Consider the following 17,774-nt stretch of genomic DNA (forward strand, 5'->3'; position numbering starts at 1 on the left):
ATAGTTTGGCCGAAGTTAAGTTGCTTTTTCACGCCAGATGGAAAAAATCCGGTTTTGCGTCGTTGGGGCGCAAATCAACCAGACAGGACGCAACATGAAGAAACTTGTCGTGGCGGGGATGCTGGGGCTTGCAGCCTGCACCGGCTTGAGCGGCACCGCCGTTTCAGGGCCGTTGTTCGGTTGGGGGGGCTCGAGCACGGGCAACGCACATCAGCCACCGGTGATCAACGTGCAGGCGAATGAAACCTATCGCGTGCAGCAACTCGAAGAGCAGATCCGTCAGCTCAATGGCCGCATCGAGGAAATGAGTTTCCAGCTGCTGCAAATGCAGGAAACCATCCGCAAGGCTCAGGAAGACAACGAATTCCGTTTCCAGGAGCTTGAAGGCGGAAAGGCTTCCGCACCAGCCGCACCGAAGAAGAAGGCCGAGGCCGACATTCCTTCGGCAACGGGTGGGCAGGATGACGTCGCAACCATCATTGAAACGCCGTCCCAGGGCGGCGCTTCAATGGGTGGTGCAGCACCGGGTGCTGGCCAGATGGCGACGGCACCGCGCAGCAATGCAGCACCGGGTGAATCCACGCTCGGCTCCATTGAACTCGATTCGCGTGGCCTGCCGGTGGGCGGCACGCTCAACCCCAACGTCAACAACTCCGCTGGCGCCTTGCCGGGCGTGCAAACGGGCCGCACATCAAGCCCTGATCCTGTCAATACCGCAGCCTTGACCAGCGAAAACGACATTTATCAGGCCGCCTACAGCCATGTTCTGTCTGGCGACTACAAGGCTGCGGAAAAGGGTTTCGAGCAGTATATCCAGGGCTACCCAAAGGGTGCGAAGGCAGCGGATGCGAATTTCTGGCTGGGCGAAGCGCAATATAGCCAAGGCAAGTTCACGGATGCGGCAAAGACCTTCCTCAATGCGCACCAGACCTATAGCAAGTCCCCCAAGGCACCGGAAATGCTGCTGAAGCTCGGCATGTCTCTGGCTGCTCTCGACAACAAGGAAACCGCCTGCGCGACACTTCGTGAAGTGCCGAAGCGCTACCCAACCGCATCCAAGACCGTTCTGGGCAAAGTGACCAGCGAACAGAAGCGTTTGAGCTGCCAGTAAGTGGCATCCGTGGCCGAGACCATGTCGTCTTCCGTGACGCTGGCCCCTCTCATGTCGATTGCGCCCCTTGAGGCTGCGCGGCAGTTCATCGACAAAATTTCTAAGCCCGCCTGTATTCTCGTCGCCATTTCAGGCGGCAGCGATTCCACCGGATTGCTGTTTGCCCTTCGCACGGTTCTGCGCGATGCGGGCAGAGACGACATCTCCCTTCAAGCCGTCACCATCGACCACGCGTTACGTCCGGAATCCGCAGAGGAGGCGCGGGGTGTCGCAGCCCTTTGCGCGAAACTCGACATTCCCCATCATTGCCGCCGCTGGGATGCGGAAAAACCCAAGACCGGAATTTCAGCTGCGGCACGGCTTGCGCGCTATGCGCTGATCGGCGCGGTTGCGGAAGAGATCGACGCGGACATGATCGTCGTCGGCCATACGCTGGGCGACCAGCAGGAAACCATCGCCATGCGCGGTGCCCGCAGCCAGCGTCCAGACAATCTCGGCCTTGCGGGCATGGCGGATGCTGTTCTCTACAATGGCCGCCACTGGATCATGCGACCGTTTCTGAATGCGACCCGGCAGGACATTCGCGATTTCCTCATCAGGGAGGGTGTGTCCTGGTACGATGATCCGAGCAATGACGACGCCAAATATGAGCGCGTGCGAACACGCAATGCTCTGCCCGAGATGGCAGAGATTTTGATTGATCGCTCAATCAACCGTTTCGAGCTTTCAGCGCGAGCGGCGCAATTCATTGAAAACCATGTCGAATCCTTTCTTGATTGCCTGATCAATATCCGCGTTGAGGATCTGTCCGAAGAACCGATCGTTTTGCGCCACGCGCTTTCGGCGCTCGCTTCAGTCATTGGCGGGCGGCGCTTTGCCATGGCGGCTGATAGCATGGACAAGGTCATGGCCTTCGTGGCGCAGGCTGAGCCCGGACGGATGACGGCAGGCCGGGTGGTGTTCGACCGCCGCAAGGATGGCCTCTATCTCATGCGCGAAAATCGCAACATCGTGCCAGTGGCGATAAGGGCTGGCGAGACGACGATCTGGGACGAGCGATTCGAGATCACCAATGCGTCCGATAACGATCTGCTCGTGCATGCCTTGGGCTCAGAACTGCGGGCGGATATTCTCGGCAGTTTTCCAGCCTCGGCTCCGCAAGGTGTTGCCAAGCGCGCGGTGCAGGTCATGCCCGGCACCAGCGGTGACGGGCGCACGCAAATGTTATCCACGCTGAAAAACGTCGAAATCCGGCCTCTACTTGCCCCTTACGATCTGTTTCTTCCGCATTTCGATCTTGCATTGGCCAACAGCATTGCGCGGCTTTTCGGTCGTACTGCCTATACTCAGCCCATGGTTTGAGTGGATCGGCTTTTTCAAATCGATTTTTCTCAGAGTTTTTACCTCAAATCGCAACTGATCTTCCCGCCTGCCTTGGCAACGGCAACTGTCCTCCTTATGTTAGGGGCTACATAATGGCGGGCGCGCATTTGCCCGTTGGAGTTCGGGGAGTTCGATGAACCCAAATTTTAGAAATTTCGCCTTGTGGGCAGTGATCGCTCTGTTGCTGATCGCATTGTTCAGCATGTTCCAGACATCGCCGTCACAATCGGCTTCGCGTGAGATTCCCTATTCGCAGTTCATACGCGATGTCGATGCCGGGCGAGTGCGTGACGTAACCGTCACCGGCAACCGGGTTCTCGGCACCTATACGGAAAACAGCACCGCCTTCCAGACCTATTCGCCTGTGATTGACGATGCCTTGATGGAGCGCCTTCAGAGCAAGAATGTCAGCATCGTTGCGCGTCCGGAAAGCGATGGTTCCTCTGGCTTCCTCAGCTACCTCGGCACCTTGCTGCCCATGTTCCTCATCCTCGGCGTCTGGCTGTTCTTCATGCGGCAGATGCAGGGCGGATCGCGTGGCGCGATGGGCTTTGGCAAGTCCAAGGCCAAGCTTTTGACCGAAGCGCATGGCCGCGTGACCTTTGACGATGTTGCCGGTGTGGACGAAGCCAAGCAGGATCTGGAAGAAATCGTGGAGTTCCTCCGCGACCCGCAGAAATTCCAGCGTCTGGGCGGTAAAATTCCGCGCGGCGTGCTGCTCGTCGGTCCTCCCGGTACGGGTAAGACGCTTCTGGCACGTTCCGTTGCAGGTGAAGCAAATGTTCCGTTCTTTACGATTTCCGGTTCTGACTTCGTGGAAATGTTCGTCGGCGTTGGCGCAAGCCGCGTGCGTGACATGTTCGAACAGGCGAAGAAGAACGCACCCTGCATCATCTTCATCGACGAAATCGACGCCGTCGGTCGCCATCGTGGCGCCGGTCTTGGCGGCGGTAACGATGAACGTGAGCAGACGCTGAACCAGTTGCTGGTCGAAATGGACGGCTTCGAAGCCAATGAGGGCATCATCCTCATCGCTGCGACCAACCGTCCTGACGTTCTTGACCCCGCACTCCTGCGTCCAGGCCGTTTCGACCGTCAGGTCGTGGTTCCGAACCCGGATATCGTCGGTCGTGAGCGCATTCTGAAGGTTCATGCTCGCAACGTACCGCTGGCACCGAATGTCGATCTCAAGGTTCTTGCCCGCGGCACACCCGGTTTCTCCGGTGCCGACCTGATGAACCTCGTCAACGAAGCAGCCCTTATGGCCGCGCGCCGTAACAAGCGTGTCGTCACAATGGCGGAATTCGAAGACGCCAAGGACAAGATCATGATGGGTGCGGAGCGCCGCTCCTCTGCCATGACTGAAGCCGAAAAGAAGCTGACGGCTTACCACGAAGCCGGCCACGCCATTACGGCTCTCAAGGTTGCCGTGGCTGACCCGTTGCACAAGGCCACCATCATCCCCCGTGGCCGCGCGCTGGGCATGGTCATGCAGCTGCCGGAAGGCGACCGCTATTCCATGAGCTACAAGTGGATGGTTTCGCGCCTCATCATCATGATGGGTGGTCGTGTTGCGGAAGAACTGACCTTCGGCAAGGAAAACATTACCTCCGGTGCGTCATCCGATATCGAGCAGGCCACCAAGCTTGCCCGTGCCATGGTCACACAATGGGGCTTCTCCGATGCGCTCGGTCAGGTTTCCTACGGTGAAAACCAGCAGGAAGTCTTCCTCGGTCACTCGGTTTCGCAGTCCAAGAACGTCTCGGAAGCCACCGCGCAGACCATCGATACGGAAGTTCGCCGTTTGATCGATGAGGCCTATACGGAAGCACGCCGTATTCTGACCGAAAACCACGATGGCTTCGTTGCCATTGCGGAAGGCCTGCTCGAGTACGAAACGCTGACCGGCGAAGAGATCAAGGCGCTGATCCGCGGCGAAAAGCCTGCCCGTGATCTGGGCGACGATTCTCCGAACAGCCGTGGTTCTGCTGTGCCGAAGGCTGGCACGAAGAAAGACGGCCCGAACGAGGCCAAGGGCGACGGCGAGGCCGAAGGTGGCATGGAGCCGCAGCCGCACTAAGGTTTGTGGAATGCGATGAGAGAAGGCCGTTCCGAAAGGAGCGGCCTTTTTGTTTTGGTGAGGTGTGTTTGAGTGTTGGTGGGTGTGGCTCACCCCCCTCTGCCCTGCCGGGCATCTCCCCCACAGGTGGGGAGATCGACTCGCGGAGAGCTATCGGCAAACTCTGTCGTTGAGATTGAAACGACGTCGGCGCGTCTTGCCGATCTCCCTCCTTGTGGGGGAGATGCCCGGCAGGGCAGAGGGGGGTGAGCCACAAACGCCGACGCTCATGATGTCTTAGTTTCCTGTTGAGAACCTTTGCCCGGTAACGACATATATTGGGTTTTTGCGGTAATTTACGTGCTGTATGCTGGCTTTTATGGCATCTAGCCTGAAAGGGCTGTGGTGCATCCGGGTGGTGCAGGCTACGCACGGGACAAATTCTGGAGTTCACATGACACGTCGCTATTTCGGAACCGATGGTATTCGCGGGCAATCCAACGTCTTCCCGATGACGCCTGATCTTGCGATGCGTGTGGGCATTGCGGTTGGTACGATCTTCCGGCGTGGCCATCACCGTCACCGTGTCGTCATCGGCAAGGATACGCGTCTTTCCGGCTATATGCTGGAAAATGCGCTGGTGGCCGGTTTTACCGCCGCCGGGCTGGATGTGTTTCTGCTGGGACCGATCCCGACACCAGCTGTTGCCATGCTGACACGCTCGCTGCGCGCCGATATTGGCGTGATGATCTCGGCTTCGCACAACCCCTTTGCCGATAACGGTATCAAGCTTTTCGGCCCGGATGGTTACAAGCTGTCCGATGAGCTGGAGCTTGAGATCGAAGATCTGCTCGACAAGGACATTTATGCGCAGCTGGCCAAGCCGCATGAGATCGGTCGCGCCAAGCGTGTGGATGGCGATATCTATCGCTACATCGAATTCGTGAAACGCACTTTGCCGCGTGATGTGACGCTGAGCGGTTTGAGGATCGCCATCGATTGCGCCAATGGCGCGGCTTACAAGGTTGCTCCGGCAGCGCTGTGGGAACTGGGCGCAGAGGTCGTGACCATCGGCAATGAGCCGAACGGCACCAACATCAACTTCGAATGCGGCTCCACCCATCCTGAAGCCCTTCAGAAAAAGGTGCATGAGGTGCGTGCAGACATCGGCATCGCGCTTGATGGCGATGCGGATCGTGTCATCATCGTGGACGAGCGCGGCCAGATCGTCGATGGCGATCAGCTGATGGCAACCATTGCCGCCAGCTGGGCTGATGACAAGATTCTGCGCGGCGGCGGCATCGTCGCGACTGTCATGTCCAATCTCGGGCTCGAGCGCTTCCTTGATGACAAGGGCCTGACGCTGGCCCGCACCAAGGTCGGTGACCGCTACGTAGTCGAACATATGCGCAACCATGATTTCAATGTCGGTGGTGAGCAGTCCGGTCACATCGTTCTGTCCGATTACGGCACCACGGGCGATGGTCTGGTGGCCGCGCTTCAGGTGCTGGCTCGCGTCAAGCGTTCCGGCCGCACGGTGAGCGAAGTCTGCCGCAAATTCGATCCCGTGCCGCAGCTGTTGAAGAATGTCCGCATATCCGGCGGCAAGCCGTTGGAAAATCCAGTGGTACAGCAGGCCATTGCCGATGCGGAAAGCGCTCTGGCCAATAATGGCCGCCTCGTCATCCGCCCCTCCGGCACGGAACCGCTCATTCGCGTTATGGCGGAAGGCGATGACAGCGCGCAGGTTGAGCGGATCGTCAACGATCTCGTGGGCGTGATTTCCAGTGCGCGGACGGCGGCGTAAGGCATGTCTGGCCACTATGCTCACTTCATAAAGGTTTAGCGTCATCCTCGGCCTTGTGCCGAGGATCTAACGAACCACAAGATCAAACGTGGGCAGATCCTCGGGACAAGCCCGAGGATGACGTCGAAAACGCGTATACGGTTATCGATAAACTAAACCTTATATATCCGCGTCCACGCAGGCACTAAGCCTCGCGATACACACGAAAATCCGACGCCGTTTCCAATGCCAGATAACCAGCAACCGCCTTGTCTTCGATGGGCCGGGAGAACAGATAGCCCTGCATGAAATTGCCGCCGAGATGCGTGATAGCCGACATTTCCGCGTCGGTTTCCACGCCTTCCACGATGGCATCGAGGCCCATTTCGCGGCTGAGGGTCAGCACGGAGCGGACGATTTTTTCGCTGGCGGGATTGTTTTGAATTTCGTGGACGAAGCTGTGGTCGATCTTGATTTTGGTCAGCGGTAGCGAGTGAAGCGAGGTCAGGCTGGAATAGCCTGTGCCGAAATCATCCAGCGAAATACCGCAGCCGATCTGCCGCAGCATTTCCACGGATTGCCTTGCCTGCCGCGTATCGTGGATGAATGCCGTTTCGGTGATTTCAAGATCAAGGCGAGTCGCATCGAAATCGCTGGTTTCGATAATGGCGATCAGTGCGATCACGGCTTCCGGGCTGTTCAAGTCCTGCGCCGAGAGATTGAAGGACAATCGGATGTCGTCGGGCCATTGGCTGGCGGCAGCGAGTGCCTTCTTCAGAAGTGTTCGGGTCAGGCCGCCGATGATGCCCGCGCGTTCGGCAATGGGAATGAACTGGCTGGGCGAGACCGGCCCGAGCGCGGGGCTGTTCCAGCGCGCCAGAGCTTCAAAACCTGCTGTTTTCCGGGTTGAGACATCCACGATAGGCTGGAAGAGCACCGAGAGTTCGGTGACGAGATCCGCCTGTTTCAGCGTCTGCTCAATGCGCGCATCGCGGTGGATTTCCTCCACATGGCGGGTGGTGAACAGCGTGCTGTTGCCGCGCTTCTGGCGCTTGCCGTGATAGAGCGCGTAATCGGCACGGTCGAACAGTTCTTCCGGCGATGCGGCAAGGTCAGGATAAACAGCGATGCCGATGGAGCCGGAAATCATGATCGTCGCATCCGGCAGGGTGAAAGGGGCGTGCATATGCGCGCACATGCGGTTGCATTCGCTGACCACATCCCGGTCGTTGGCGACATCGGAAATGACGAAGGCGAATTCGTCTCCGCCAAGACGGGCCAGAAACAGATCGGTAGAGGCGAAATATTGGGTGAGGCGGCTGCTGACTTCCATCAACAAACGGTCGCCGGAGGAATGGCCGTAAAGATCATTGACGGGCTTGAAGCCATCGAGATCGATGACGCCGACGGCCAGCCGCGTCTGCTCGCGCGTGGCAGTGTCGAAAGCTTCGGTCAGATGGTTGAAGAAGGCGCGACGGTTCGGCAGTCCCGTCAGGCTGTCTATATTGGCCAATCGCAGGTTTTCGTTGCTCAGGGCTTCCGTCTGCTGCTGGGCGACGATCATGCGTTCGAAATTGCCGTAATTCACCATCAGCACCGCCAGCATGCCGAAGGTGACCAGAAGAATATTGACCGCAATGGCAATAAACGTCGCTTGGCCGGTGGCCATGAAGAACACCACGAAGGCGCCATTGACGATGACGGCGACGGCAAAGGCTGCCGAGCGAATATGCATCATGCAGAAGATGCAGGAGATGACCGTAATCGCCATGTAGAAAGCGACATGGGACTGCTGGTAAGCGCCGCCATAGGGGTAGAGCAGAAACGACCAGGTCGTGAAAGCCGTGGAAATGCAGACGGCCAGCCGCTGCGTTCGTTTCAGCGCGGCAAGGGCTTCCTCGGTGGAGGGGGCGTGATCACGCGACTTCCACCAGAAAATGACGCGGATGATGGTGATGGCCGTAAAGACGGACGGGATGCCGATGGTCAGCCAGGCCGGAGCGACGGACATATGTGTTGCGGCCAGCGCCCATGTGCTTGATATCAGAATCAAATACATGACCGGCATCTGCCTGCAGAAAGCGCGATATTTGGCTTTCAGCAAATCCGGATTGTGAACGGGAATTCGGATGAATTCGATAAGGTGCTTCAACTGGATGGTCAACGAGGGAAAATCCTGGACGATTCTGGACGGACAGCGACAGATAAATCGTGCTGCGGGAATGCGCGGGAGAGGATTTCCCTTACGATCAGCACCTCATGTCTGACCTCATATCATTCGCTTGCGTGGACATTCGCAATCTATACTGATCATGGGCCAATGTTGTTTCGATAAGGACAATAATGTTGGCTAATAAAATATTATTCCATTGAGGGGTTGAATCGCGCTTTAGTGTCGAGAAGTCGCCAAAATACCCGCATTCCGGGAGTTTATTTTTCCACGCGAGCAGGATTTGGTTTCAGGCAGTCGTAAAATATTAACCGTGATCGTTAGTAAAGATCACCCGACTACTAAGAATTTTAAGATGGATTTAACCATTTTCCTTCAGGCTTCGTAAATGAAGAATTTCACGGGTATTGCCGCGTTTGACGCCTGTACCGCTTAGGGAGCCGCCGTAATGAAAAAGAGCCTGATCGGTGTCGTCGCCGCATTGATGGCATGCCAAACCGCTTTCGCAGCCGATTTGTATCAGGCTGCACCACCTGCCTTCATCGACACGCCACCGGAAGTGGCTGTTCAGGAAGCCAGTGGCTGGTATCTGCGCGGTGACGTTGGATATTCGTTCAACAAGGCACGCAGCTTTGAATTTTCGCGTGTGGTCAGCGGTTCAAACGAGTTCGCTCATTCAAGCACAGAGTCGACCAAGGATAGTTTCCTCTTCGGCGCGGGTGTTGGTTATCAGATCAACAACTACCTCCGCACGGATTTGACCTTCGATTACATGGCGAAGTCCAATTTTCGCGGAACAGCGACGAATGCGGCAGGTACGGGCGATGACAATTTCCGCTCATCGCTGCGTGCCTATAGCTTGCTGGCCAACGCCTATGTCGATCTTGGAACATACGGACGCATAACACCTTACCTGGGTGCAGGTATCGGTGGCGCGCACGTCAAGTGGGACACTGTTAAGCTCGACAGCGGTTGCTGCGAGTTTGAAGGTAAGGGCGACTGGCGCTTTGCTTACGCACTGATGGCCGGTGCATCGATTGACGTGACGTGCAATCTCAAGGCCGACGTCGGTTATCGTTTCCGCCAGATCGGCAGCGGTGAAATGTTTGGTGGCCGTGGTGCCGTCAGCACGGGCCGTGACAAGGGTCTGACCTCGCACGAAGTGCGCGTCGGTGGCCGTTACGTCTTCAACGGTTGCGATACCGCCCAGTACATTCCGCCAGCTGACATTCCGCTTCAGCCTGCGGTTTACAAGTAATCTGAAAACTATCACGAATAAAACACCGCCCGCATCAAGACTGATGCGGGCGGTTTTTCTTTTATGCCTCTGTCAGAACTGCTTTTTCAGCAGGCACTTGTCTATCGACCAGTATCCGCCGCCAAAGGCTGCGAAGAGGGCGGCGCCGCCTGTCCAGAACAGCGAGGCCAATTCGGCCTTGGTCTGCACCTGTTCAAGGAAAATCGTGCCGCCATCGGCAAGCCGCTTCAGGCCTTGCGGTGTGAGCAGGGTCTGATTGGCCGCTTTCAGCGCTTCCATGCCGGCATCCGTCAACAGGGCGTGGCCGTAAGGGTTGGCGAAGTGGAACCAGAGCGTGATCGCCAGCATCACCGCATTTGCCAGGGCAACGGGGCGGGTGAAAAGGCCGAGCGCGATGAAGATACCGCCGAAAAACTGCATGGCAGCCAGCGTCGGCGACCACAGCCAGCCGGGATAGAAGCCCAGATTTTCGACAAAGCCGACCTGTGCGAAGGGTGCCAGTATTTTGGGATATCCTTCCAGGGTCAGCATACCGCCTATGGCGACGCGAAGCGCTGTCCAGGCGAGGGGTTGGGCAAATTTCTCATAGAACCCGGACAGAAAAGGGATGATGAGAACATTGCGATCGGTTGAAAAAGGAGCCTCTCTATTCATGTCAGTATCTTTCTTGGGTTGATGATCATCAACTTGCACCCGTTGGGGCGTGATGTGTTTGACCTGTGTCAAGACGCTCGCAGAACGGGACTGGCCTGCCTGTTGGGTGGTGCCAGTGATGACGCAGACGGGCCAAAATTTCTGTCGGCTGCGACATATTCCCCTTGACTGTGACGGCCGACAGGCATAGCACCGCTGTCAGGACACTCCACCCTAACGTGGAGCGCCTATCTGAAAGGGTAGTCAAATGACAGATATAGTGAAACCGGACGTTCGTCCGGGCAATGCGCATTTCTCTTCTGGTCCCTGCTCGAAGCGCCCCGGTTGGTCGCTCGACGCTCTCGCCGATGCACCGCTTGGTCGTTCGCATCGCGCCAAGGTTGGCAAAGCCAAGCTGAAGCAGGCCATCGATCTCACCCGCGAAGTCCTGAACGTTCCCGCCGATTATCGCATCGGTATCGTTCCTGCATCCGACACCGGTGCCGTTGAAATGGCTCTGTGGTCGCTGCTCGGTGAACGTGGCGTTGACATGGTTGCGTGGGAAAGCTTCGGTGCCGGTTGGGTGACCGACGTCGTCAAGCAGCTCAAGCTGAAGGACGTTCGCAAGATCGAGGCCGATTACGGCGTTCTGCCAGACCTTTCCACGATCGATTTCGACCGTGACGTGGTCTTTACCTGGAACGGCACCACATCGGGTGTTCGCGTTCCCAATGCTGATTTCATTCCTGCGGATCGTAAGGGTCTGACCATTTGCGATGCGACATCTGCTGCCTTTGCGCAGGACATGGACTTTACCAAGCTAGACGTTACCACCTTCTCCTGGCAGAAGGTTCTGGGCGGCGAGGGCGGCCATGGCGTCATCATTCTGTCGCCACGCGCTGTAGAGCGTTTGACGACCTACGTGCCTGCCTGGCCGCTGCCGAAGATTTTCCGCATGACATCTGGCGGCAAGCTGATCGAGGGCATCTTCACCGGCGAAACCATCAACACGCCATCCATGCTTTGCGTCGAAGATTATATCGATGCGCTGCTGTGGGCGAAGAACCTCGGTGGCCTCAAGGCCCTGATGGCGCGGGCCGATGCAAACGCCAAGGTCATTTTCGACTTTGTGACTGAGCATAACTGGATTGCCAATCTGGCCGTTGTCGATGAGACGCGCTCCAACACCTCCGTCTGCCTTAAGATCGTCTGCAAGGACGTTGCCGCTCTTGATGCTGCAGCCCAAGCCGATTTCGCCAAGGGTATGGTTGCCCTTCTCGGAAAGGAAAATGTAGCGCTCGATATCGGTGCTTACCGCGATGCGCCATCAGGCCTTCGCATCTGGGCCGGTGCAACCATCGAAACGGCAGACATGCAGGCCGTCATGCCCTGGCTGAAATGGGCATTCGAAACGCAGAAGGCCGCGACTTTCAAGGCTGCCGCCTGATTGATTCCGGCCCTGCGAGTGCAGGGCCGTTCATGCCTCATTCTCAAGAATAAACCCATTTCAAGGAGCCCACACCATGGCACCTCGCGTACTCGTATCTGACGAACTGTCGGAAACTGCCGTCCAGATTTTCCGTGATCGCGGCGTAGAAGTCGATTTCCAGCCGAAACTCGGCAAGGACAAGGACAAGCTGGCCGAAATCATCGGCAATTACGATGGTCTGGCCATCCGTTCCGCCACCAAGGCGACGGAAAAGCTGATCGAAGCCGCAACCAACCTCAAGGTCATCGGCCGCGCCGGTATCGGTGTGGACAATGTCGATATCCCCGCTGCCTCGCGCCGCGGTATCATCGTCATGAACACGCCATTCGGCAACTCCATTACGACTGCCGAACACGCCATTGCGCTGATGTTTGCCGTTGCCCGCCAGCTTCCGGCAGCAGATGCCTCCACGCAGGCCGGTAAGTGGGAAAAGTCTAAGTTCATGGGCGTTGAAATCACTGGCAAGACGCTGGGCGTCATCGGTGCGGGCAACATCGGCGGTATCGTCTGCTCGCGTGCGCTTGGCCTCAAGATGAATGTTCTCGCCTACGACCCCTTCCTGTCGCCAGAGCGTGCGCAGGAAATGGGCGTGACCAAGGTCGAGCTGGACGAGCTTCTGGCCCAGGCCGATTTCATCACGCTGCATGTGCCGATGACGGACAAGACACGCGGCATTCTGGGCGCTGAAAACCTTGCCAAGACAAAGCCCGGCGTTCGCATCATCAACTGTGCCCGTGGTGGTCTGGTGGATGAAGCAGCACTTGCCGAAGCCATCAAGTCCGGCCATGTTGCCGGTGCCGGTTTTGACGTGTTCGAAGTCGAGCCTGCCACGGAAAGCCCGCTGTTTGGCCTGCCCAACGTCGTCTGCACACCGCACCTTGGCGCTTCGACCACCGAAGCACAGGAAAACGTGGCCCTTCAGGTTGCCGAGCAGATGTCTGACTATCTCGTCAAGGGTGCCGTTTCCAACGCCATCAACATGCCGTCCATCACCGCTGACGAAGCACCGCGCTTGAAACCCTTCATCAAGCTGGCAGACGTTCTCGGCTCCTTCGTCGGTCAGGTGCAGGAAAGTGCCACCAAGGAAATCGAAATCCTTTATGATGGCGCAACCGCCAACATGAACACCAAGGCGCTGACCTCGGCACTTCTGGCCGGTCTCATCCGCCCACAGGTGGCTGACGTGAACATGGTTTCCGCGCCGATCATGATCAAGGAAAAGGGCATCATCCTTTCCGAAGTCAAGCGCGACAAGACCGGTGTTTATGACGGCTTCATCAAGCTGACCGTGAAGACCGAAAATCAGGTCCGTTCGGTTGCCGGAACGGTGTTTTCGGATGGCAAGGCCCGTTTCATCCAGATCAAGAACATCAACATGGATGCCGATGTCGGTCAGCACATGATCTACATCACCAACACCGACGTTCCCGGCATGATCGGCTTCATGGGTACGACGCTGGGTGAAGCTGGTGTCAACATCGCCAACTTCCAGCTGGGTCGCGAAAAGGAAAGCGGCGACGCGATTGCGCTTCTTTACGTTGATGGTCCGGTGTCGGAAGACGTGCTGGACAAGCTGCGCGCCAACCCGGCCATCCGTCAGGTCAAGTCGCTGTCTTTCAACATCGACTAAGCTGTTTCTGGCTATCTTCGACACATGAAAATCACCCGGCACAGGAGAAATCCCGTGCCGGGTTTTTTGTGTTTACGACCATATATTTACTCAAGGTTGCATATCACGAAAATTTTTATGCCATTCCTCTAAAAATGATGATCCATAGTTGCTATATCGACCAAGACAGGCCGCTCAATGGGAGGGCGGTGCAACAGGAGAAGACGATGTTTGCTGCCATTAGGCGCTTTAGGGGTTTGTTTGCGGTTGCCGCATTGGGCATTGCCGTTTCATTCATTGCTGTGGATATGGCCGAGGCACGGCGCGCAAGCGGCGGTTTCGGTAGCCGTGGCACGAGAACCTTTTCCGCGCCGCCTGCAACAAATACGACGCCGGGTCAGGCAGCTCCGATCAATCGCAGCATGACGCCCAATACCAATCAGGCGACGCCGGGTGCAGCACAGCCTGCGCGCCCGAATGCACAGGCACCGCAGCAGAGCCGCGGTATGTTCGGTGGCATGATGGGCGGCCTTATGGGTGGTTTGCTGATGGGCGGCCTGTTCGGCATGCTCATGGGCGGCGGCTTCGGTGGTATGGCCGGTTTCTTTGGCATGCTGCTGCAGGGTCTTATCATCGGTGGTCTGATCATGCTCGCCATGCGCTTTTTCGCATCGCGCCGTCAGGGCAAGCCTGCATTCGGCGGTGCGGCTGGCAACAGCTCAGCACGAAATGACTATTCTGCGCCGCAGGGCAACCAGAACTCGATCGGTGGCTTCAAGATTCCGCAGATGGGTTCCAAGGCCGGTTCCTTCGGTGGTGCCGCCGCAGCAACGGCTGCTGCTGCTCCTGTCGCGCCAAAGCCGACGCCGCATGAAAATGCCATGTCGGAAGGTGATGAAATCGGCGTGACGCAGGTCGATCTGGAAACCTTCCAGAAGACGCTGGAGAACGTTCAGGCTGCCTATGCCGCCGAGGACTACAGCGCACTTCGCAAGCTGACCACGCCGGAAGCCATGTCTTATCTGGCCGAGGAACTGAGCGACCACGCCACCAGCGGCGTCAAGAACGACGTGCGCGACGTGACCTTGTTGCAGGGTGATGTTGCAGAAGCCTGGCACGAAGAAGGCAAGGACTACGCCACGGTCGCCATGCGCTACTCTGCCATTGACGTGATGCGTGATCGCAATACCGGCAAGATCGTTGAAGGCAACGAGCACGAGCCGGAAGAATCAACCGAGCTGTGGACATTCGTTCGCCAGGACGGTTCGGAGTGGCAGGTCGCCGCCATCCAGGCCGCAGCCTGACAGGTTGAAAAAAACTGAATGAAAATATGGCCGGTGCAGAGCAAGTTCTGCACCGGCCATTGTCGTTCCAGAGGCCCTGTGTTTCAGGCGCTCGCGGTGTTTTGGGCGCTAAGCCCTTGTTATGGTTCGCCGCAGTTCATCCACGCAATCGCCATTTTTCATTCATCCAGCGTTCAGTCAGGGAGCTTTACCCAAGGGCGCAACACAGCAATGTGAAATCAACGCGAGCGGTAAAACGCTGTTTTTGGCGGAACCGCAGCCTTAAAACCGCGTTCACGATCCAAGTTTGGATGGTATCCCAAGAACCATCCTGTCGTTCGGATCAGGCAACCTTGGCTCAGAGGTGCCTGCGATTATGGAGAGCAAGCCAGATGAAACGCTTTGACCTGATCGATGGGATGCGCGGGTATTTTCTCGTCTTCATGCTGATCAACCACCTCGTCTTCGCTGGCGGCCTGTGGCTGATGGAGATCAACCACCGGCAGTTCGCTTTCGTAGAAGATGCTCAGGGCTTCGTCTTCCTGTCGGGTCTTCTGATCGGCATGGTCTATGCCCGCAAAATGATGAAGTACGGCTATGAGATGGGCCGTGACCTCATCTGGGCGCGTGCGTTGGAACTGTATAAATACGCCATGGGCCTCGTCATTGCGGTGCTCTTTGTCCGCATGATTATCCCGCATGCACCTTACATCTGGTACAACTGGCTCGGCATGACGTCGTTTGACGATCCGCTGCGTCTGGCTGCAATTGCGACCTTCCTGTTCCAGCCGACATTCATGGACATTCTGCCGCAATATATCGTCTACATGATTTTTGCGCCGTTCCTCGTCAAGCTGTGCCTTGATGGCAAGTGGGCCTATGTCATGGCGGGTTCGCTGCTGGTGTGGATGGCCGGTCAGCTCGGTTTGCAGCAGCTGTTCACCACGCCGGTCAACGAACTGGTGAAGGGCGCAGACGAGCAGGGCATTCGTGTCAGCTTCAACCTGTTCGGCTGGCAGCTGGTGTTCTTCTCTGCACTGGTCATGGGCGCCATGACGGCGCAGAACAAAATCGCCTGGACGAAAATCTTTTCGCCGCAGCGTAGCTGGATTGCCAAGGCGGCGCTCATCGTCTGCCTGTTCTTCGTGCCGCTGCGTATTGCAACGGCGTGGAACCTGATGCCGGAATTCATGCTCGGCAAGTTCTCGACCATGGAAATTCGTGCTGACTTTGGCCCGGTCTATCTCATCAACTTTCTCGCCGTCGGCGTTGGCCTGACATGGTTGCTGATCGCTGGTCCCAAGCACCATAATCCGCTGGTGCAGAAGGCCGCTGCCGCTGTCACTTGGGTTCTGTCGCTGAAATTCCTTCAGCTTCTGGGGCGCCACTCGCTTCAGGTCTATGTCTGGCACGTCGCTATCGTCTACGGCATCTACTACCTCGATGGCCGGACCGCTGAGCTGACGCAGGTGGAAAAGACGATCATCGCACTTGTTGGTGTCGCCATGCTGGCTCTGCCCGCTCTGTGGAGAGAACGCGAAAAGTGGCTGGGCGACGGTCAGAAAACCGCCGGCGCCTGACGTCATCCATCCAGAACCAATGAGTAGAGGGCGGTCCACCGCCCTCTACTTGCGTTTTCAGCCATTTTTTTCTATATGCAGCACCTTCATTCCGGTTGAACCGGAGACGACAGGCGGCGGGGCCTTGAACCCCGGTATGACTGACGATTGGAAAACACGTGAACACGCTCGACTTTGATAAGAAGCCGGAAGATACCCGGATTGTCGTCGCCATGTCCGGCGGCGTGGACTCCTCCGTTGTGGCGGGAATCCTCAAACGTGAGGGCTATGACGTCCTCGGCATAACCCTTCAGCTTTACGATCACGGCGCTGCCGTCCACCGCGCGGGCTCCTGCTGCGCGGGGCAGGACATCGACGACGCGCGCCGCGTATGCGAAACGCTGGGCATTCCGCACTACGTGCTGGATTATGAAGCCCGCTTCCGCGAAACCGTGATCAATCCCTTTGCCGAAGCCTATGCCATGGGCGAAACGCCTGTTCCCTGCGTTGCCTGCAACCAGACGGTCAAGTTTGCCGATCTCTTGGCCACCGCGCAGGAGCTGGGTGCGGATGCGCTGGCGACCGGCCACTATATCCGCTCGCGCCTTAACCCTGTTTCCGGCCATCCCAATCGCCGTGCGCTCTACCGCCCCATCGATAGCGACCGCGACCAGAGTTGGTTCCTGTTTGCGACCACGCAGGAGCAGATCGATTATCTGCGCTTTCCGCTGGGCGGTCTCTCCAAGGCGCAAACGCGCGAGCTTGCCGAAGAGATGGGTCTCGTCGTCGCCAAGAAGGCTGACAGCCAGGACATCTGTTTCGTGCCGCAAGGCAAATATACCGATATCATCAACAAGCTGAAGCCGAACGCCGCATTGGTAGGCGATATCGTCCATCTCGATGGCCGCGTTCTGGGCCGTCACGATGGCATCGTGCATTACACCATTGGCCAGCGCCGCGGCATTGGCGTTGCGACAGGTGAGCCGCTTTACGTCGTCCACCTTGATGCCCGTGGCCGCCGCGTTATCGTTGGCCCGCGTGAGGCGCTGGAAACGCACCGCGTCTACCTGCGCGATATGAACTGGCTGGGCGACGGCAATCTTCTGGACGATGCGCGCAACGGCTTTGCCTGTTTCGCCAAGGTCCGCTCCACACGCCCGCCAGGCGAGGCCATGCTGCATGCGGATGAGAAGGGCGTTTATGTCGATCTCGCCATCGGTGAGGCCGGTGTAGCCCCAGGACAAGCCTGCGTCCTTTACTCCGCCCCCGGCGCCGACGCCCGCGTCTATGGCGGCGGTTTCATCGAACGCTCGGAGCGTTCAGCAGATGCCGAAGCGTCGCTGAAAGCCCTGTTGCAAAACCCGGTCGCGGCCTGAAACCATTCAGGTTTTTACCGCAGTATAGAAAGCGACGTTTTTGCGCATCTTGCGCTTG

General features: G+C 57.6%; 12 protein-coding genes. 10 read left to right on the forward strand and 2 right to left on the reverse strand.

What is annotated here, in order from left to right; all coding sequences use genetic code 11:
• Positions 1 to 94: 94 nt before the first annotated feature.
• The 4 genes from ybgF to glmM all read left to right on the forward strand — a co-directional run bounded on the left by ybgF (position 95) and on the right by glmM (position 6,360).
• Positions 95 to 1,111 carry a tol-pal system protein YbgF gene (gene ybgF / locus AC27VJ_RS14210; protein ID WP_488684571.1) on the forward strand — a complete coding sequence of 339 codons (1,017 nt, stop codon included), beginning with the start codon at positions 95 to 97 and terminating at the stop codon, positions 1,109 to 1,111.
• A gap of 9 nt (positions 1,112 to 1,120) precedes the next feature.
• Positions 1,121 to 2,473 carry a tRNA lysidine(34) synthetase TilS gene (tilS, locus tag AC27VJ_RS14215; RefSeq protein WP_488684572.1) on the forward strand — a complete coding sequence of 451 codons (1,353 nt, stop codon included), beginning with the start codon at positions 1,121 to 1,123 and terminating at the stop codon, positions 2,471 to 2,473.
• A gap of 154 nt (positions 2,474 to 2,627) precedes the next feature.
• Positions 2,628 to 4,574, forward strand: coding sequence for an ATP-dependent zinc metalloprotease FtsH (gene ftsH, locus AC27VJ_RS14220; protein ID WP_113088920.1), 1,947 nt, complete (start codon positions 2,628 to 2,630; stop codon positions 4,572 to 4,574).
• A gap of 433 nt (positions 4,575 to 5,007) precedes the next feature.
• Positions 5,008 to 6,360 (forward strand): phosphoglucosamine mutase, encoded by a 1,353-nt coding sequence (glmM, locus tag AC27VJ_RS14225; RefSeq protein WP_488684573.1) that lies wholly within the window; start codon positions 5,008 to 5,010, stop codon positions 6,358 to 6,360.
• Positions 6,361 to 6,544: 184 nt separating this feature from the next.
• Here the strand turns inward: glmM and AC27VJ_RS14230 are convergent, their stop codons facing one another.
• The gene (locus AC27VJ_RS14230; protein ID WP_488684574.1) at positions 6,545 to 8,398 is read right to left on the reverse strand and encodes a putative bifunctional diguanylate cyclase/phosphodiesterase; all 1,854 of its coding nucleotides are present in this window, start codon (positions 8,396 to 8,398) and stop codon (positions 6,545 to 6,547) included.
• A 559-nt stretch (positions 8,399 to 8,957) separates the two neighbouring features.
• Here AC27VJ_RS14230 and AC27VJ_RS14235 point away from each other — a divergent pair.
• Complete coding sequence (locus tag AC27VJ_RS14235; protein ID WP_353577517.1) at positions 8,958 to 9,767, forward strand: outer membrane protein; 810 nt, start codon at positions 8,958 to 8,960, stop codon at positions 9,765 to 9,767.
• 72 nt (positions 9,768 to 9,839) lie between these two features.
• On the opposite strand, the gene AC27VJ_RS14240 is transcribed toward AC27VJ_RS14235, so the two are convergent.
• Positions 9,840 to 10,421 carry a DoxX family protein gene (locus AC27VJ_RS14240; protein WP_488684575.1) on the reverse strand — a complete coding sequence of 194 codons (582 nt, stop codon included), beginning with the start codon at positions 10,419 to 10,421 and terminating at the stop codon, positions 9,840 to 9,842.
• Between the two features lie 247 nt (positions 10,422 to 10,668).
• Between AC27VJ_RS14240 and AC27VJ_RS14245 the strand changes: the two genes are divergently transcribed.
• The 5 genes from AC27VJ_RS14245 (at position 10,669) to mnmA (ending at position 17,716) form a co-directional block, all read left to right on the forward strand.
• Positions 10,669 to 11,847, forward strand: a complete 1,179-nt coding sequence (locus AC27VJ_RS14245; protein WP_488684576.1) for a phosphoserine transaminase — start codon at positions 10,669 to 10,671, stop codon at positions 11,845 to 11,847.
• Positions 11,848 to 11,923: 76 nt separating this feature from the next.
• Positions 11,924 to 13,519, forward strand: coding sequence for a phosphoglycerate dehydrogenase (gene serA, locus AC27VJ_RS14250; protein ID WP_488684577.1), 1,596 nt, complete (start codon positions 11,924 to 11,926; stop codon positions 13,517 to 13,519).
• Between the two features lie 206 nt (positions 13,520 to 13,725).
• Positions 13,726 to 14,802 carry a Tim44 domain-containing protein gene (locus AC27VJ_RS14255; protein ID WP_488684578.1) on the forward strand — a complete coding sequence of 359 codons (1,077 nt, stop codon included), beginning with the start codon at positions 13,726 to 13,728 and terminating at the stop codon, positions 14,800 to 14,802.
• A 371-nt stretch (positions 14,803 to 15,173) separates the two neighbouring features.
• Positions 15,174 to 16,361: an OpgC domain-containing protein gene (locus AC27VJ_RS14260; protein ID WP_113088914.1), complete on the forward strand. Its 1,188-nt coding sequence runs from the start codon at positions 15,174 to 15,176 to the stop codon at positions 16,359 to 16,361.
• Between the two features lie 158 nt (positions 16,362 to 16,519).
• Entirely contained in the window at positions 16,520 to 17,716 is a 1,197-nt protein-coding gene (mnmA, locus tag AC27VJ_RS14265) for a tRNA 2-thiouridine(34) synthase MnmA (protein ID WP_488684579.1), read from the forward strand.
• Positions 17,717 to 17,774 lie beyond the last annotated feature (58 nt).

This window comes from Agrobacterium sp. 20P9.1.2 (assembly GCF_057799395.1).